This window comes from Streptomyces sp. NPDC005494 (genome assembly GCF_042872025.1).
In the GTDB taxonomy this organism is placed as follows: Bacteria; Actinomycetota; Actinomycetes; order Streptomycetales; family Streptomycetaceae; genus Streptomyces.
In genome coordinates, this window is the sequence record NZ_JBIAJR010000007.1 from 55395 (window position 1) to 70319 (window position 14925).

The 14925-nt window shown below is 72.0% G+C and carries 16 protein-coding genes; 9 read left to right on the forward strand and 7 right to left on the reverse strand.

Annotation, left to right across the window (positions count from 1 at the left end):
• Positions 1-28 precede the first annotated feature (28 nt).
• The 3 genes from ACFYQ6_RS20860 to ACFYQ6_RS20870 form a co-directional block, all read right to left on the reverse strand.
• A complete protein-coding gene (locus ACFYQ6_RS20860; protein WP_361584189.1) occupies positions 29-811 on the reverse strand; it encodes an SGNH/GDSL hydrolase family protein in 783 nt (260 codons plus the stop codon).
• Positions 812-1219: 408 nt separating this feature from the next.
• Positions 1220-2092, reverse strand: coding sequence for an undecaprenyl-diphosphate phosphatase (locus ACFYQ6_RS20865; RefSeq protein WP_361584187.1), 873 nt, complete (start codon positions 2090-2092; stop codon positions 1220-1222).
• A gap of 186 nt (positions 2093-2278) precedes the next feature.
• Positions 2279-2992 (reverse strand): TVP38/TMEM64 family protein, encoded by a 714-nt coding sequence (locus ACFYQ6_RS20870; RefSeq protein ID WP_361584184.1) that lies wholly within the window; start codon positions 2990-2992, stop codon positions 2279-2281.
• A gap of 250 nt (positions 2993-3242) precedes the next feature.
• Here ACFYQ6_RS20870 and thpR point away from each other — a divergent pair, with 250 nt between their 5' ends.
• The 4 genes from thpR (at position 3243) to ACFYQ6_RS20890 (ending at position 7208) form a co-directional block, all read left to right on the forward strand.
• On the forward strand, positions 3243-3842 hold the full coding sequence (gene thpR, locus ACFYQ6_RS20875) for an RNA 2',3'-cyclic phosphodiesterase (protein WP_388764229.1): 600 nt from the start codon (positions 3243-3245) through the stop codon (positions 3840-3842).
• Positions 3843-4215: 373 nt separating this feature from the next.
• Positions 4216-5385, forward strand: coding sequence for an elongation factor Tu (tuf, locus tag ACFYQ6_RS20880; RefSeq protein ID WP_361584179.1), 1170 nt, complete (start codon positions 4216-4218; stop codon positions 5383-5385).
• Between the two features lie 70 nt (positions 5386-5455).
• Positions 5456-6307: a patatin-like phospholipase family protein gene (locus ACFYQ6_RS20885; protein WP_361584176.1), complete on the forward strand. Its 852-nt coding sequence runs from the start codon at positions 5456-5458 to the stop codon at positions 6305-6307.
• A 55-nt stretch (positions 6308-6362) separates the two neighbouring features.
• Positions 6363-7208: a fused MFS/spermidine synthase gene (locus tag ACFYQ6_RS20890; protein WP_361584174.1), complete on the forward strand. Its 846-nt coding sequence runs from the start codon at positions 6363-6365 to the stop codon at positions 7206-7208.
• On the opposite strand, the gene ACFYQ6_RS20895 is transcribed toward ACFYQ6_RS20890, so the two are convergent.
• Together ACFYQ6_RS20895 and ACFYQ6_RS20900 are read right to left on the reverse strand one after the other, a co-directional pair.
• On the reverse strand, positions 7170-8480 hold the full coding sequence (locus ACFYQ6_RS20895) for an MFS transporter (protein WP_388764232.1): 1311 nt from the start codon (positions 8478-8480) through the stop codon (positions 7170-7172). The genes ACFYQ6_RS20890 and ACFYQ6_RS20895 overlap by 39 nt on opposite strands.
• 67 nt (positions 8481-8547) lie before the next feature.
• A complete protein-coding gene (locus tag ACFYQ6_RS20900) occupies positions 8548-9582 on the reverse strand; it encodes a hypothetical protein (RefSeq protein ID WP_388764234.1) in 1035 nt (344 codons plus the stop codon).
• A gap of 110 nt (positions 9583-9692) precedes the next feature.
• On the opposite strand from ACFYQ6_RS20900, the gene ACFYQ6_RS20905 reads away from it, so the two are divergent.
• Both ACFYQ6_RS20905 and ACFYQ6_RS20910 read left to right on the forward strand, forming a co-directional pair.
• The gene (locus ACFYQ6_RS20905) at positions 9693-10130 is read left to right on the forward strand and encodes a DUF4442 domain-containing protein (protein ID WP_388764534.1); all 438 of its coding nucleotides are present in this window, start codon (positions 9693-9695) and stop codon (positions 10128-10130) included.
• Positions 10131-10330: 200 nt separating this feature from the next.
• Entirely contained in the window at positions 10331-10993 is a 663-nt protein-coding gene (locus ACFYQ6_RS20910; RefSeq protein ID WP_361584167.1) for a DedA family protein, read from the forward strand.
• An 87-nt stretch (positions 10994-11080) separates the two neighbouring features.
• Here ACFYQ6_RS20910 and ACFYQ6_RS20915 read toward each other — a convergent pair whose 3' ends face one another.
• Complete coding sequence (locus tag ACFYQ6_RS20915; protein WP_388764236.1) at positions 11081-11611, reverse strand: gamma carbonic anhydrase family protein; 531 nt, start codon at positions 11609-11611, stop codon at positions 11081-11083.
• 145 nt (positions 11612-11756) lie between these two features.
• On the opposite strand from ACFYQ6_RS20915, the gene ACFYQ6_RS20920 reads away from it, so the two are divergent.
• The gene (locus ACFYQ6_RS20920; protein ID WP_388764238.1) at positions 11757-12509 is read left to right on the forward strand and encodes an acyltransferase; all 753 of its coding nucleotides are present in this window, start codon (positions 11757-11759) and stop codon (positions 12507-12509) included.
• 141 nt (positions 12510-12650) lie between these two features.
• Here the strand turns inward: ACFYQ6_RS20920 and ACFYQ6_RS20925 are convergent, their stop codons facing one another.
• Positions 12651-13517 (reverse strand): EamA family transporter, encoded by an 867-nt coding sequence (locus tag ACFYQ6_RS20925; protein ID WP_361584158.1) that lies wholly within the window; start codon positions 13515-13517, stop codon positions 12651-12653.
• Between the two features lie 92 nt (positions 13518-13609).
• Here ACFYQ6_RS20925 and ACFYQ6_RS20930 point away from each other — a divergent pair, with 92 nt between their 5' ends.
• Both ACFYQ6_RS20930 and ACFYQ6_RS20935 read left to right on the forward strand, forming a co-directional pair.
• Positions 13610-14194 (forward strand): XRE family transcriptional regulator, encoded by a 585-nt coding sequence (locus ACFYQ6_RS20930; protein WP_361584155.1) that lies wholly within the window; start codon positions 13610-13612, stop codon positions 14192-14194.
• A 30-nt stretch (positions 14195-14224) separates the two neighbouring features.
• A complete protein-coding gene (locus ACFYQ6_RS20935) occupies positions 14225-14779 on the forward strand; it encodes a YbaK/EbsC family protein (protein ID WP_356744097.1) in 555 nt (184 codons plus the stop codon).
• Positions 14780-14925 lie beyond the last annotated feature (146 nt).

A 14925-nucleotide genomic window follows, 5' to 3' on the forward strand; every position in this document is an offset into this window, starting at 1 on the left:
ACTCAGGCCCTCGGCACCGCGCGAGGTCTCAGGCCCCCGGCACGGCCGCCGTGAAGGCCGGCAGGTACGCGGAGGCGTGGCCCTCGGCCGTCGGGTGGACGTTCGTGCTGCTGATCCACGCGTCGCCGGTGCAGATCTCGTGCCCGTCGAAGGCCGGGCGGCCGTCGGCGAACGCGAATCCCGCCGCCGCGGCGCGCGCCGCGATGGTCTCGTTGAGCAGGTCCGAACCCTTGTTTATCGCCGTGCGCTTGGCCGAGCTGAGCCCGCCCAGGCAGAGGCCGCCCTCCTTGTAGAGGTGCGGGTATCCGATGACGACGACGTCGGCGCGGGGTGCCTCGGCGCGGACCGTCGCGTAGAGGCTGTCCAGTTCACCGGGCAGCTCGTTCACGACGTACTGCCCGGCCGTAGCCAGCGCCCGTTCGCAGGCCGACTGGGTGGAGTACTGACAGCTCAGCATCGTCGACGCGAACCCGGAGTCGTTGCCGCCGATGCTCAGGCTGACCAGGGTGGTGTCCTCGTCCAGAGCGCTCACCTGGTCGTCGAGGACATCGGGGATCTTCGCACCGCCGCAGGCGACGAAGGAGAACGAGGCCGGGTCGTTGGCCTCGGCCCACAGCGCCGGGTAGGCGTTACGGCTGCGTGTGCACAGGGCGTCGGAGTAGTTCCCGGCTCCGGTCCCGGAGGCGTACGAGTCACCGAGGGCCACGTAGTTCACCTCGTCGGCCGCCGTCGTGGCCTGCGCCGCGGTCACGGGGACCGAGGCGAGAGCGAGGGCGAGGAGAGCGGCGCCGGCAGGGCGGGTCAGCTGCATGGGTTCTCCCAGGGCTGGGGCGGAAGGGGCGGGTGCACGGCCGCCGCGCGACCGCGGTGACCGTGTCCAACCTGGCGCCGCCGGGGTTCCCACGTCATCGGCGAAATGACCGACTCCCGGACCGGGCACGGCCGGGAGCCGGTGGTCGGCCTCCCCACCCGTTGCCTCTTGGTCGCTATTCAGCGGGCCTCCGGAGGGGACGGCGGGGGAATGGCGCGCCTCAGGAGTGCCATGCCTCTCGGTGCCGCGGGGGAGCCCTCCGGAAGCCCTCCCGCGGAGCCGGGGACACCCGGCGGGGAGCTCTCTCTGCTCCGGGGTGGGCTGGGGGCCACCGCCTGCGGCCGTCGTCACGGCCGCGGGCGGGCCACCTCTGACGCGAGGCGGGCAGATCCGCCTCCCGGGGGACCGTCAGCCGGCGGACTCGCCCGCGTGCGGGCTCAGCACACCGGCTCCGATCAGCACGAACAGCAGGATGCCGAGCAGCACACGGTAGATGACGAACGGCATGAAGCTCTTCGTCGTGATGAACTTCATGAACCAGGCGATGACGGCGTATCCGACCGCGAAGGCGATCACGGTCGCGAAGATCGTCGGCCCCCAGGAGACGTGCCCCTCGCCCGCGTCCTTCAGCTCGAAGGCGCCCGACGCGAGCACCGCGGGGATGGCCAGCAGGAAGGAGTAGCGGGCCGCGGCCTCGCGGGTGTAGCCCATGAGCAGACCACCGCTGATGGTGGCACCCGAGCGCGAGACGCCCGGGATCAAGGCCATCGCCTGGCAGAAGCCGAAGATCAGCCCGTCCCTGACACCCAGTTCCCGCAGCGACTTCCGCTCCCGCACCACACGGTGCTTCCCGCCGGTCTCGTCGCGTGCGGCGAGACGGTCCGCGATGCCGAGGACGATGCCGAGCACGATCAGAGTCGTCGCGATCAGGCGCAGGTCGCGGAACGGACCCTCGATCTGGTCCTTGAACGTCACGCCGAGCACACCGATGGGGATCGAGCCGATGATGACCAGCCACCCCATCTGGGCGTCGTGGTCGGACCGCATCGAGGAGTCGGTCAGCGAACGGCACCAGGCCGAGATGATCCGGGCGATGTCCTTGCGGAAGTAGATGAGGACCGCTGCCTCCGTACCGATCTGGGTGATCGCCGTGAACGCGGCTCCCGGGTCGTGCCAGCCCGCGAACGCCGCGGTCAGCCGCAGATGCGCGCTGGAGGAGATCGGAAGGAACTCGGTCAGTCCCTGAACGAGGCCCAGGACGAATGATTCGAACCAGCTCATGGGGCTTTGGCCATCCCGGAGGTGCTCATGCAACGGCCGACGGTCGAGAAGACCGTCGGCTGTGTGCGGATGTGGTCAGAAAAGGGGGACGGGACGTCACGGCCCCAACATCCTCTGTCGGTCGCGCGCAGCGTATCGCCTGCAGGTGAACGGACCTGCGCTGCCCCCGGCTCAGGGGCGGCTCCCTCAGGAACCGCCGCCCAGCCGATGCCGCCTGCGCCAAGCGACCAGTGCCCCGCCCACGCCGGACAGCACGATGAAGCCCATGGCCGCCAGGAACGCGGGCGATGTCGGTGAGGTGGCCTGGCTGCCGGCGACGACGTACGCCGCAGTGTTGGGGATGGACCCGAGCCCGGTCGCCAGCAGGAACGGCGGGTACCCCATGCGTGAGGTAGCCGCGCAGTAGTTGGCCGCGGCGAACGGAACGCCGGGGAACAGCCGTATCGCGAGCATGGAGCGGAATCCGTGCCGGCTCAGCAGGCCGTCCGCGGCCTTCAGCCACTTCCCCCGGAGCAGTGTGCGCAGCGCGTCCTGGCCCAGCACCCGGCCCAGCATGAAGGAGACGCCCGCGCCGAGCACCGTGCCCGCCAGAGCAGCCACCAGGCCCGTCTGGGAGCCGAAGAGCGCGCCGGCGGCGAGATTGAGCAGCGGACGCGGCACGAAAGCCACGGTGCACACGCCGTACGCCAGGCCGAACAGCATCGCGGCGCCCGAACCCGTCAGCCCGGAGGGCCAGCCGGAGGCGAGAAGCCGCTGTGGTTCGAACAGCAGCATGGTGAACGCCGCGGCCAGCAGTACCGCCACGAGCAGGGACAGACGGGACCAGGGGGACAGCAGTGCCCTCGTACAGCGCACTGCGAGGCCACCGGAAGGCCGTGTTGCGGGGACGGGGTCGAACATCTGGGGAGCGTAACCGAAATGGGTGTGTGATCGCCGTAATGTGCGTGCGGCAAGCATGCAACAGCCGTACGACAGGCGCGTGACGGCCGGGGGGACGCGGCGGGCGAGCGGAGTCGCCGCTGGTCGCGCTGCCTGCCGTGCGGCATCGCCGGTGGCGTGTGGCGGCGCCGGCGGCCCCGCTGCCCGCCGGCCGTTCTCCCGTGGGCCCCGGCCGTCCGCTCGCCCACGCCGATGAGGTACGAAGTCCGATGTGGAGAATCAGACCCAGCCCGCCGCCACCGTCCGCGTGTTCATCGCCCTCGCCCCGCCCGACCACGCGAAGGACGAACTGGCCCGGGAGCTACGCCACGCCTACGGCACACACCCGCGCATGCGGTGGAACCGCATCGAGGACTGGCACATCACCCTGGCCTTTCTCGGTGAGCTGCCGGCCGGCACCGTGCCGCTCCTGCGCGCGCCTCTCGCCGGCCTCGCGGCGGACCGCCGGCCTGTCCGCCTCGCCTTGCGCGGCAGCGGAGTCTTCGACGACCGGGTGCTGTGGAGCGGCGTCGACGGAGAGCTCGACGAGCTGAACATGCTGGCGGCGGAGGTACGCACGGTGGTCAAGGACTGCGGCATCGCCTTCGAGGACCGGCCCCTGCGCCCGCATCTGACGCTGGCTCGTGCCCGCCGGGGGGACCGGTCCTCGGCAGCGGAGATCGCCGAAGGGCTCGCCGGGTTCTCCGGCAGCGGATGGCCCGCCGAGCGGCTGCACCTGGTCGGCAGCAACTTCGGTCGCAGCCGGGGACCGATCCACTACCGCGACATCGAGGCATGGGCCTTCGGCGAGGGGAACGGCACCGGCTCCTGAACCGTTCGATCCGGGCCGGGCCTCGCGCTCGGCCCGCTCGATCCAGCCCGTGCCACGAGCCCGGGTCCGGTGCAGGGACGGGCGCCACAAAAACCGTTCGACGGTGCCGCGCGGCTCGGACATGATCAGGGGCATGTTCCGGTACGCCTTCCTCGCAGCGCAGTCCGCAGTCGCGGACACGCCGAAGGCTGCCGTGAGCCCTGCGGTCGCAGCCGCAGCAGCAGCAGTTGACGCAGCGTTCACCGCTGCGGCGGCGCCCTTCGGCGGCGCCCGAAGCTGACCCTCCCCCGACAGTCCGGCGGACCCCGCAAGGGGAGGGTCGGCGGGGCCCTGGGGTCTTCTCTCTCAGCTTCGAACACCAAGGAAAGCAGCCATGCCCAAGACGGCATACGTGCGCACCAAGCCGCACCTCAACATCGGCACCATGGGCCACGTCGACCACGGCAAGACCACCCTCACCGCCGCCATCACCAAGGTGCTCAGCGACCGCGGCAGCGGCACGTTCGTGCCGTTCGACCGGATCGACCGGGCGCCGGAGGAGGCGCAGCGGGGGATCACCATCAACATCGCGCACGTCGAGTACGAGACCGACACCCGGCACTACGCGCACGTCGACATGCCCGGACACGCGGACTACATCAAGAACATGGTCACCGGAGCGGCGCAGCTCGACGGGGCGATCCTCGTCGTCTCCGCGCTCGACGGCATCATGCCGCAGACCGCGGAGCACGTGCTGCTGGCCCGTCAGGTCGGCGTCGACCACATCGTCGTCGCCCTCAACAAGGCCGACGCCGGTGACCCCGAGCTCACCGACCTGGTCGAGCTGGAGGTCCGCGAGCTGCTCTCCGCACACGGATACGGCGGGGACACCGTGCCCGTCGTACGGGTGTCGGGGCTCGGCGCGCTGCAAGGCGACCCACGCTGGACGGCGTCCGTCGAAGGGTTGCTCGACGCCGTCGACACGTACGTACCGATGCCGGTCCGCTACACCGACGCGCCGTTCCTGCTGTCCGTGGAGAACGTGCTCACGATCACCGGTCGCGGCACCGTCGTCACCGGGGCCGTGGAGCGCGGCACGGTGCGTGTCGGCGACCGGGTGTCGGTGCTCGGCGCGGACGTGGAGACCGTCGTCACCGGTCTGGAGACCTTCGGCAAGCCGATGGAGTCCGCGGAGGCGGGCGACAACGTCGCGCTGCTGCTGCGTGGTGTCGAGCGCGACAGGGTCCGCCGTGGCCACGTGGTGGCGGCCCCCGGCAGCGTCACTCCCAGCCGGCGCTTCACGGCGCAGGTGTACGTCCTGTCGGCCCGTGAGGGCGGGAGGACCACCCCGGTCACCACGGGGTACCGCCCGCAGTTCTACATCCGTACGGCCGACGTGGTCGGCGACGTCGACCTCGGGGAGGTGGCGGTGGCCCGGCCCGGGGACACGGTCACGATGACCGTCGAGCTCGGCCGTGACGTGCCGCTGGAGTCCGGCCTCGGCTTCGCGATCCGCGAGGGCGGGCGCACGGTCGGCGCCGGCACGGTGACCGGCCTGCTCTGACGGCTGCTGCACGGCGCGCCTGCCCGGCCCCGGTCAGGCGCGCCGTGAGCCGTGCAGCAGACTGGGGTCCATGGCAGACACAGCTCTCGTACTGGGTGCCGGAGGCGTCACCGGCACCGCATGGGAAACCGGAATCCTGCACGGACTCGTCAAGGCGGGCGTAGACCTCTCCACCGCCGATCTGATCGTGGGAAGCTCGGCCGGGGCGATCGTCGGGGCACAGCTCGCGTGGGGCACCGTCCCCGTCGGCGAGCTCTACGAGCGCCAGCTCGCCGATCCGCAGACCGAGAAGGAGCCCGTGGCACGGCTCGGCCCCGTCACCGTCCTGCGGTACGCGCGCGCCGTGCTGTCCTCCCGCACGCCCGAGGAGTACGGCCGCAGACTGGGAGCCCTCGCCCGGGACAGCCGTGCCGACGCGACAGCCGCCGAACGCCGGGAGATGATCGGCGGCCGCCTGCCGTCGACGGTGTGGCCCGACCGGCACCTGCTGATCACAGCGGTGGACGCCTCCACCGGGGCCCTGCACACCTTCGACCGGACGGGAACGGTCCCCCTCGCCGACGCGGTCACCGCCAGCTGCGCGGTCCCCGCGGTCTGGCCGGTGGTCGTCGCCGGGGGCGGGAGCTGGATCGACGGCGGCGTGCACTCCCCGGCGAACGCCCATCTCGCCGCGGGGTACGAACGCGTGGTCGTGATCGCCCCCACCGCGGGCGGCAGCAAGGTGATCGCCTCGCCCCGGGCGCAGGCCGCCGAACTGGAGGCGGCGGGAGCCCGCGTCGAGGTCATCACCCCGGACGCGGGGGCGCGGAAGGCCATCGGCCGCAACTCCCTCGACCCGGCCCGGCGTGCTCCCGCGGCGAGAGCCGGCCTGGCCCAGTCCGTGGCGCACACGGAGGCGGTCGCCGCAGTGTGGAACGGCTGACTCCGGCGGGGCGTGCGGGGTCGGAACAGGGGCCGGAGCCCGTCACAATGGGGGAGTGAACGAGCAGATACCCGTCATCCGCGACACCGACTGCGGCACCGCCAGGCTGCTGCCCGACGTCGACCGGGACCGGGCCTGGCTGCTCACGGTCGACGGGGCCCCGCAGTCGTACGTCGACCTCGACGAGCCGGAGCACCTCGAATTCGAGTACGCGCGACGGCTCGGCCACGTCGTGGACCGGGCGGGCGCGCCGGGTGCTCCGCTGGACGCCGTTCATCTCGGCGGCGGGGCGCTCACCCTGCCGCGCTATGTGGCGACGACCCGGCCCGGCTCCAGGCAGCACGTCGTGGAGGCGGACCGGGGACTCGTCCGACTGGTCGGTGAGCACCTGCCGCTGCCCGAGGGCGCCGGGATCGCGGTCCACGGCGCCGATGCCCGGGACTGGCTCGAACAGGCGCCGGAGGGTTCCGCCGACCTCCTGGTCGCCGACGTCTTCGGTGGCGCCCGGGTCCCGGCCCACCTCACGTCCGTCGAGTACGCGCGGACAGCGGGCCGGGTGCTGCGGGCGGACGGGTTCTACGCGGCCAACCTCGCCGACGGTGCGCCCTTCACCTTCCTGCGCTCGCAGATCGCGAACTTCGCCGAGGTGTTCGAGGAGCTCGCGCTCATCGCCGAACCCGCGGTGCTGAGGGGCCGCCGCTTCGGCAACGCCGTGCTCGTCGCCTCCCGCGCACCCCTCGACATCGCCGCGCTGACCAGGCTGTGCGCCGCCGACGTCTTTCCCGCCCGGGTCGAGTACGGTGCGTCGCTCACCCGGCTCGTCGGGAGTGCGAGGCCCGTGCGGGACAGCGAGGCCGTCGCCTCACCCCAGCCTCCCGACGGCGCCTTCAGCATCGGATGACTCCCGGGCCGGCGCGGGGACGGCGGCCCCCTTCACCGTGCTGCGGCGCGTCAGATTCCGTACGTCCGGGACCAGCAGCACGCCCGCGGTCACCAGGACGATCAGTGCGGCGCAGCCCCACAACGCCTCGCTGCGGCCGACGAGCGACTCCACCGGGCCGGCCGCCGCCGTGGCCAGCGGCACCATCGCGACGGAGCCGAACCAGTCGTACGCGGAGACCCGGGACAGCTTCTCCTCCGGGATCTCCTGGTGGAGGGCCGTCATCCAGGAGACGCCGAACACCTCGATCGCCACCCCGGTGACGAACATGACCGCGCACAGGCCGGCCACCGGCAGCGGCACGGCGAGCCCGGCGGACGGCAGCGCCAGCGGGAAGACGCAGAGCGTCCCCGCCAGCAGCAACCGCCGTGGCTTCCAGCGCATCATCAGCAGTGCGCCGCCCAGCGTGCCGACCCCGAACGCGGCCAGCGCGAACCCCCAGGGCCGGGCCCCTCCGAGCTCGTCCCTGGCCACAAGGGGGCCGTACACCGCCTCGGCGGCTCCGACGACGGCCACCACGACCGAGAACTGCAGCACGATCGCCCAGAGCCAGGGGCGCCCGGCGACCTCCTTCCAGCCGTCGTGGAGATCGGCGAGGAGACCGCTGCCGGGTGCGCGCGGGGGGATGTGGCTCACGTCGAGGAAGGCACGGAGCGTACCGGCCACGGCGAACGCCGCGGCGTCGACGGCCAGCACCCATCCCGGGTCCATCGCCGCGATCATGGCGCCGCCGAGCGCCGCACCGCCGATGGCCGCGCCGTGCATCGACATCCGGAAGAACGCGAAGGCCCGGGCCGCCTGCTCCCCGGTCACGCTGGACATCAGCATGCCCTCGGCAGCCGGACTGAAGAAGGCCTGGCCCGTGCCGCAGAGCGCCGTCAGCAGCATCATCTGCCAGAGCTCGGCTCCGCCGGTCAGGACCAGCCAGGCGAACACCGCCTGCGAGACGCAGTTGAGTGTGTTCGCCGCCACCATGACCCTGTGGCGCGGCAGGCGGTCGGCGACCGCCCCGCCGATCAGCAGGAAGAGCACCAGGGGCGCGGTGCGCGCCGCGGCGACCAGGCCGACGTCTCCTCCGTCGCCACCCGATTCCAGAACGGCGAACGCCGCCGCGATCAGTGCGCCGTGGGTACCCAGGCTCGTGATGATCGCGGCGGCGGTCAGCAGACCGAAATTGCGGCCGGCCCGCGCGGGGCCGGAGGCGGGGGAGGGGGCAGAAACGGCGGAAGTCACCAGGGGACTATCCCCGTCCCGGCCCCCTGTCGCCAAATGGACGGCCTCCGCTCCGGCCGCAAGGGGGTCAGGAGGTGCTCTCCGTGCCCTCCGCGAGCCGTACCGTGCTGAGGATCTTCTGGATCGTCGCGTCCGGCAGCTCGTCGTCCACACCGGCGTTGGCGTAGAGGACCCAGGTCGAGTACTCGCCCTTGCCGTTCTTGAAGCTGAACGCCGTCGACTTGCCGTCGGTGTCGCACTTGTTCTTGTTGGCCAGACCGGTGGCGGTGGCCGTCACGACGCTGCCGGAGAGACCCGACTTGGTCGTGTACGGAGCCGCCTTGCCGATCTTGACCTTCTCCTTGGGGTCCTCCTGGGCGTAGGCGGCCCAGACCCAGTTGGCGGCCTCGTTGGTGGCGGCCTCGTCCGTGCTCTTGGCGCCCTGGGCCCCCTTGGTGCCGACGCCCGCGAGGCCGGTGTCCTCCTTGGAACCGTCCTTGTCGGCATCGTCCACGCACCACTTGCTCTTGTAGTACGCCGGAGCGGAGAAGCCGGCGGCCGGCGGACCGGTCGGGTCCTTCGCGTCCTCGAAGCCCGCGAACACGCCGGTGCCCGCGACCTCCCAGTCCCCCGGCACGTCGAACTGCGTGCCCCACTTGGGGTTGGTCACGACCTTCCAGCCGGGAATCGACGGCGCGGCCTCCTCGCCGCCCCGCGGGTTCGCGGCCGGGGACGAAGCGGTGTCGGACGGCTTGGCGGACGGTGACGAGGACGACTTGTCCTCGGCCACGGTCGACCCACCCTTGTCGTCCTTGTTCATGACCACGACACCGGTGACGACAGCGGCGACGACGACCGCGGTGGCCGCGACGACCGCGACGACCGTCGTCTTCTTCTTGTCGTCCGGCTGCGGACCACCGGGCCCGCCGGGCACGGCGTACTGCGGCACGGTCGGCTGCTGGTACGGATTGTGCTGCCAGCCCGGCTGCCCCGGCTGGCCCTGCTGCTGATATCCCGGCTGCTGATAGGGATTCGGCTGTTGGTACCCCGGCTGCTGGTACGGGTTCTGGTTCTGGTCCTGCGGGTTCTGCTCGCCCCCGGGCGGCTGCTGTCCTGGCCACATGGCCAGTAACCATAGAGGGGGGTGGGTACCCGCTGCTACGGCCGCCCCTGTGAGGGGATGGTCAAAGCCTGCTACTCGCTAGTAACATCGCGGCCATGAGCACTGAAGAGATGACGGTCGGCGACATGCTGTCCGCGAGCGTCCCGATGGTCAGGACCCTCGGCATCACCTACCTGGAGACGACCGCGGAGCGTGCTGTCCTCTCGCTTCCCGACCAGGCCGAATACCACAACCACCTCGGCGGACCGCACGCCGGAGCGATGTTCACGCTCGCCGAGTCGGCGAGCGGCGCGATCGTCGTGGCGGCCTTCGGCGACCAGCTGCACCGGGCCGTTCCGCTGCCCGTCACCACCGAGATGTCCTTCAAGAAGGTGGCCAGGGGCGAGCTCACCGCCACGGCGGTGCTGGCCCGCCCGGCCGCCGAGGTCGTCGCCGAGCTCGACGAGGGCAAGCGTCCGGAGTTCCCGGTGAAGGTCGAGATCCGCCGCGCCGACGGCGACGTCACGAGCGAGATGAGCGTGGTCTGGACCCTGCGCCCCAACAGCTGATCCGGGCCCGGATCCCGGCCTGGACCCGGCCCGGTCCCGCGGGCGCCGACTGGGGCCCGCCGCGTCCCCGCGTACCGGGCGGAGGGACGGTGACCCCGGCGGGGAACCCGCCGCGGCCACCCGGACCGTGCGGACCGGTAGGCTGCCGCCGGGCACCATCGTCGTGCCCGGCGGCAGACTTCTTACCGGAGGGACCGGCGTTGCACGTCCAGGAGTGGCTCGAGACCGTACCGGCGGTCAGTATTTACCTCCTGGTGGGGGTCGTCATCGGACTCGAGAGTCTGGGGATCCCGCTGCCCGGGGAGATCATCCTCGTGAGTTCCGCCCTCCTCGCCTCCCAGCACGGCGAAGTCGACCCTGTGGTGCTCGGCGCCTGCGCGTCGGCCGGGGCGATCATCGGTGACTCGATCGGGTACGCGATCGGCCGCAAGGGCGGGCGGCCGATGCTCGCCTGGCTCGGCGGCAAGTTCCCGAAGCACTTCGGGGCGCCCCAGATCGCCATGGCGGAGCGGTCCTTCGAGAAGTGGGGCGTGTGGGCGGTCTTCTTCGGCCGCTTCGTCGCGCTGCTCCGCATCTTCGCCGGACCGCTGGCCGGTGTCCTGCGCATGCCCTACTGGAAGTTCCTCATCGCCAACGTGCTCGGCGGAATCGTCTGGGCCGGCGGCACCACCGCCGTCGTCTACTCGGTCGGAGTCGTCGCCGAGGCGTGGCTCAAGCGCTTCTCGTGGCTGGGGCTGCTGGCCGCCGTGCTCATCGGGCTCGTCTCGATGCTCGTACTGAAGAACCGGGCCAAGAAGGCTGCGGAGCAGGGGGGCCACGCGGCGGCGCCGGCCGAGCCGGACGCGGTCGCCGCGACCGACTGATCCCGGCGCGGAAGCGGTCCACCCCCCGCGCCGGTCCTCCCGGGGCGGCCCGGCGCCGCTGCTGCAGGGCCTCCCGGCAGCGGGCCGTCAGCCCTCGTGCGCCGCGCGGTGGGCCTTCGCCAGCTCGACGTAGCCTGCCGCGTTGAAGGCGATGCCCTCGCGCTCCTCGGGGGTGAGTTCCCGCTTGACCTTGGCGGGCACGCCGGCCACGAGGGAACCCGGCGGCACCCGCATTCCCTGCGGCACCAGTGCCTGCGCCGCGATCAGTGAACCCGCTCCGATGTGCGCGCCGTTGAGCACGGTGGCGCCCATGCCCACCAGGACGTCGTCCTCGATGACGCAGCCGTGCAGGACGGCGTTGTGCCCGACCGAGACACGTGCGCCCACGGTCAGCGGGAAGCCGGGGTCGGTGTGCACGCTGCAGTTGTCCTGGATGTTGCTGTCGGGACCCACGGAGATCGGGCCGCAGTCGGCGCGCAGCACGGCCTGGTACCAGACGCTCGAGCCGGCGGCCAGCGAGACCTCACCGATGACGACGGACGTCGGCGCGAGAAAGGCGTCCGGATCGACGTCCGGCTCCTTGCCGCCGATGCCGGTGACCAATGCCTGCTCTGCCATCGCCTGCTCCTCCGGTGTGGTGTGGTGCGCGGCGTCCCGCGCTCCGGACGAACCTAATCGACCGTCCACCGGGCCCAGCCGGGTGGGGTGAACATCACAGCCGGCCGCGCGGACCCGTCGTGACGGGGCCGACTACCGTGAGCGGGTGCCGAAGAACCGAAACATGTTCTCCTCCCTGACCCTCCGGCGGCGTGGTGTCATGTCCCGCGCCGTCCACCGTGTGTGGGCCTGGGTGCAGGAGACCGGGGCCGTCACCGCACAGCATCCGGGGCGTCTGCGATTCGGCCGTATCGGCACCGGGACCCGGCTCGCCTTCCCGCAGGGCACCGTGTTCGGGGAGCCGTGGATCGAGCTGGGCGACCACTGCATCATCGGGGAGCAGGTCACCCTCACGGCAGGCCTGATGCCCGATCTGGACCTCGGTTCCGAGCCCATCCTGACCCTGGGCGACGGGGTGGTGCTCGGAAGGGGCAGCCATGTCATCGCCGACACGACGGTGACGATCGGCTCGAACACGTACTGCGGTCCGTACGTCTACATCACGTCGACCAACCACAGTTATGACGATCCGCACGAGCCGGTCGGCAAACAATGGCCCCGCATGGAGCCCGTGGTGATCGGACCCGGGTGCTGGATCGGCACCGGTGCCGTGATCCTCCCAGGGGCCACGCTCGGCCGTAACGTCGTGGTCGCGGCAGGGGCCGTCGTGCGTGGCGAGGTACCCGACCACGCGGTGGTGGCGGGGGCGCCGGCCCGCGTCGTGCGCAGCTGGGACCCGGAGGAGGGCTGGCAGCCGCCGCTGCGGACGCCCGCCCCCGTACCGATTCCCGAAGGGGTCACGCCGGAACAACTGGCCGCCGTGGCGCTGCTGGCGGAGGACCCGGCCGACAGGGCCTGAGGGCCCGCGTCCGCCGTGGCGCTGCTGGCGGAGGACCCGGCCGACAGGGCTGAGGGCCCGCGCCCGCCGTGGCGCTGCTCCCGGAGGAGCCGACCGACAGGGCCTCAGGGCCCGCGCCCAGTGAGCGGTGGGAGGCAGTCCTCAGCCCGTCGCGAGCAGGACCGTGCCGAGCAGGGCCAGCCCGGCGCCCGCCGCCTGGATCCCGCGCATCCGCTCGCCCAGCACGCCCCGCGCCGCCAGCGCCGTCACCACCGGATACAGCGACGCCAGGACGGCGGCGACGGTGACAGGGCCGTGCTGCGCGGCCACCGCGTACATGCCGTTGGCCGCCACGTCGGCGAGGCCCACGAAGGCGAGTGCGGGCAGCGCTGCCCGCACGGCGCGGGCCCCTCCCTCCTCGGGAAGAGCGTGGCCGCCCCGGCGCACCGAGAGGTACAGCGCTGTTCCGCCCACCGCGATGTTCGTGACGCGCTGGACGAACAGGGCGAGGAAGAGCCCCGTCACCGTCGTGGACGCCTCCGCGATCAGGGCCATGACAGCCCCGAACCCGAAGGCGGCCAGCAGGGTCAGCACGACCGCCTGGCGCTGTACCGGCGCTCCGCGCAACTGCGGCCCGCCGGCCAGTACGACGCCGAGGACGGCGACCGCCACCCCCGCGGCCTGCAGCAGGCCCGGCCGCTCGCCCACGATCAGGCCCACGCCGACGGGGACGGCGACCCCTAGCGAACCGAGGGGGGAGATGACGCCCATCGGGCCGAGGGCCAGGGCCTTGTAGAAGCTGAGCATCGCCACCGGTCCTACGGCGCCGGCCGCCACCGCGAACCAGAGCCGTCCGCCGGCCTCGCTCCATCCGCCGGTCGCGATCACTACGGCACCCAGCACCACCGCGGCGATGCACTGCGACACGACCACGACGGTGAGCGCGGGCACCCGCCGGGTGAGCACTCCGCCCCCGAAATCGGCCAGGCCCCACAGGAGGCTCGTGGCCAGGGCGAACAGTGCCGTCATCGGGGCCTCGCAGTACAGTCGGGTGCTCGGGTGGGTACACCGCACCCTAGTGCAATATTTTGAACCCTGTCATCCATGATATTGGACGGAATGTGTCGGACCTCGATCAGCTCACCCAGTCGCTCGCGCGTAACCTCAAGCGCTGGCGGGGCGAGCGCGGCTTCACTCTGGACGCGCTCGCAGCCCGGGCGGGCGTGAGCCGGGGCATGATCATCCAGATCGAACAGGCGCGTACGAACCCGAGTGTCGGCACCACCGTCAAGCTCGCCGACGCTCTGGGCATCAGCATCACCACCCTGCTCGACTTCGAGCAGGGCCCCCAGGTGCGGCTGGTGCCCGAGAGCCAGGCGGTTCGCCTGTGGTCGACGGAGGCCGGCAGCTCCACCACGCTCCTCGTCGGCACGGAGGCCCGGGGACCGATCGAACTCTGGTCCTGGCGCCTGATGCCCGGCGACAGCAGCGCCTCCGACCCCCACCCCGTGGGGACGGTGGAACTCCTCCACGTCACCGCTGGTGAACTGACCCTGGTCGTCGACGGCGAGGCCCACGAGGTCCCGGCAGGTACCTCCGCGACGTTCGAGGCGCACGTGCCGCACATCTACCGCAACGACGGCACCGAACCGGCCGAAATGACCATGGCCGTATCGGTACCGCCCGTGCGCGGAGAGGGCAAGTGAGCTGTGGCCGGAGGCTGTTAGCGTGACGGCATGCACGCACCCCTGGGCACCTTCACCGACGCCTCTCCCGCTGCCGAGCGGCTCGATCTCCTCCCCGCGCCCGTCGCGAAGGCCGTGGCGGAGGGCTGGGGCGGCGTTCCCGCCGAGTCGCTCGTCCACGTCGACACCGACCCGGAGTGGGCCGACACGGCCGTCTTCGCCGAGCACTACGGCCCCGAACTGCTGAACCGGTCGGCCAACTGCGTGGTGGTCGCGGGCAAGCGCGGGTCCGACGTCACGCTCGCCGCGTGCGTGGTGCTCTCACGCGCCCGCGTGGACGTGAACGGGGCGGTGCGCAGGCATCTCGGCGCCCGCAAGGCGTCCTTCGCCTCGATGGACGTGGCGATCGGCGAGACCGGTATGGAGTACGGCGGGATCACCCCGGTGGGCCTCCCCGCAGCCTGGCCGCTGCTGCTCGACCCCGTCGTGGCCGACGAGGAATGGGTTCTCATCGGCAGTGGCCGCCGCCGCGGCAAGCTCATCGTCCCGGGCAAGGCTCTGGCGGCCCTGCCGGGAGCGGTCCTGGTGGAGGGCCTCGGGGTCTGAGCCAGGCCTGTCGCACGCTGAGGGCGCGGTGGTCGGGCCTGTCGTGGGGCCCGCCCTTTGGAACAGGCCCGGCCCGCCGTCCGGAGCGGACCAGGTCCGCCGCGCGGAGTACGGCACGGGCAGGGTGGCGGCCACATCGCCGTGAG

What these genes read in the sequence shown, in the direction of transcription:
- tuf (WP_361584179.1), top strand. Translation starts at nt 4,216, where the DNA reads ATGCCCAAGACGGCATACGTGCGCACCAAGCCGCACCTCAACATCGGC.
- ACFYQ6_RS20865 (WP_361584187.1), bottom strand. Translation starts at nt 2,092, where the DNA reads ATGAGCTGGTTCGAATCATTCGTCCTGGGCCTCGTTCAGGGACTGACC.
- ACFYQ6_RS20925 (WP_361584158.1), bottom strand. Translation starts at nt 13,517, where the DNA reads ATGACGGCACTGTTCGCCCTGGCCACGAGCCTCCTGTGGGGCCTGGCC.
- ACFYQ6_RS20860 (WP_361584189.1), bottom strand. Translation starts at nt 811, where the DNA reads ATGCAGCTGACCCGCCCTGCCGGCGCCGCTCTCCTCGCCCTCGCTCTC.
- ACFYQ6_RS20915 (WP_388764236.1), bottom strand. Translation starts at nt 11,611, where the DNA reads ATGGCAGAGCAGGCATTGGTCACCGGCATCGGCGGCAAGGAGCCGGAC.
- ACFYQ6_RS20885 (WP_361584176.1), top strand. Translation starts at nt 5,456, where the DNA reads ATGGCAGACACAGCTCTCGTACTGGGTGCCGGAGGCGTCACCGGCACC.
- ACFYQ6_RS20870 (WP_361584184.1), bottom strand. Translation starts at nt 2,992, where the DNA reads ATGTTCGACCCCGTCCCCGCAACACGGCCTTCCGGTGGCCTCGCAGTG.
- ACFYQ6_RS20900 (WP_388764234.1), bottom strand. Translation starts at nt 9,582, where the DNA reads ATGTGGCCAGGACAGCAGCCGCCCGGGGGCGAGCAGAACCCGCAGGAC.
- ACFYQ6_RS20905 (WP_388764534.1), top strand. Translation starts at nt 9,693, where the DNA reads ATGACGGTCGGCGACATGCTGTCCGCGAGCGTCCCGATGGTCAGGACC.
- ACFYQ6_RS20935 (WP_356744097.1), top strand. Translation starts at nt 14,225, where the DNA reads ATGCACGCACCCCTGGGCACCTTCACCGACGCCTCTCCCGCTGCCGAG.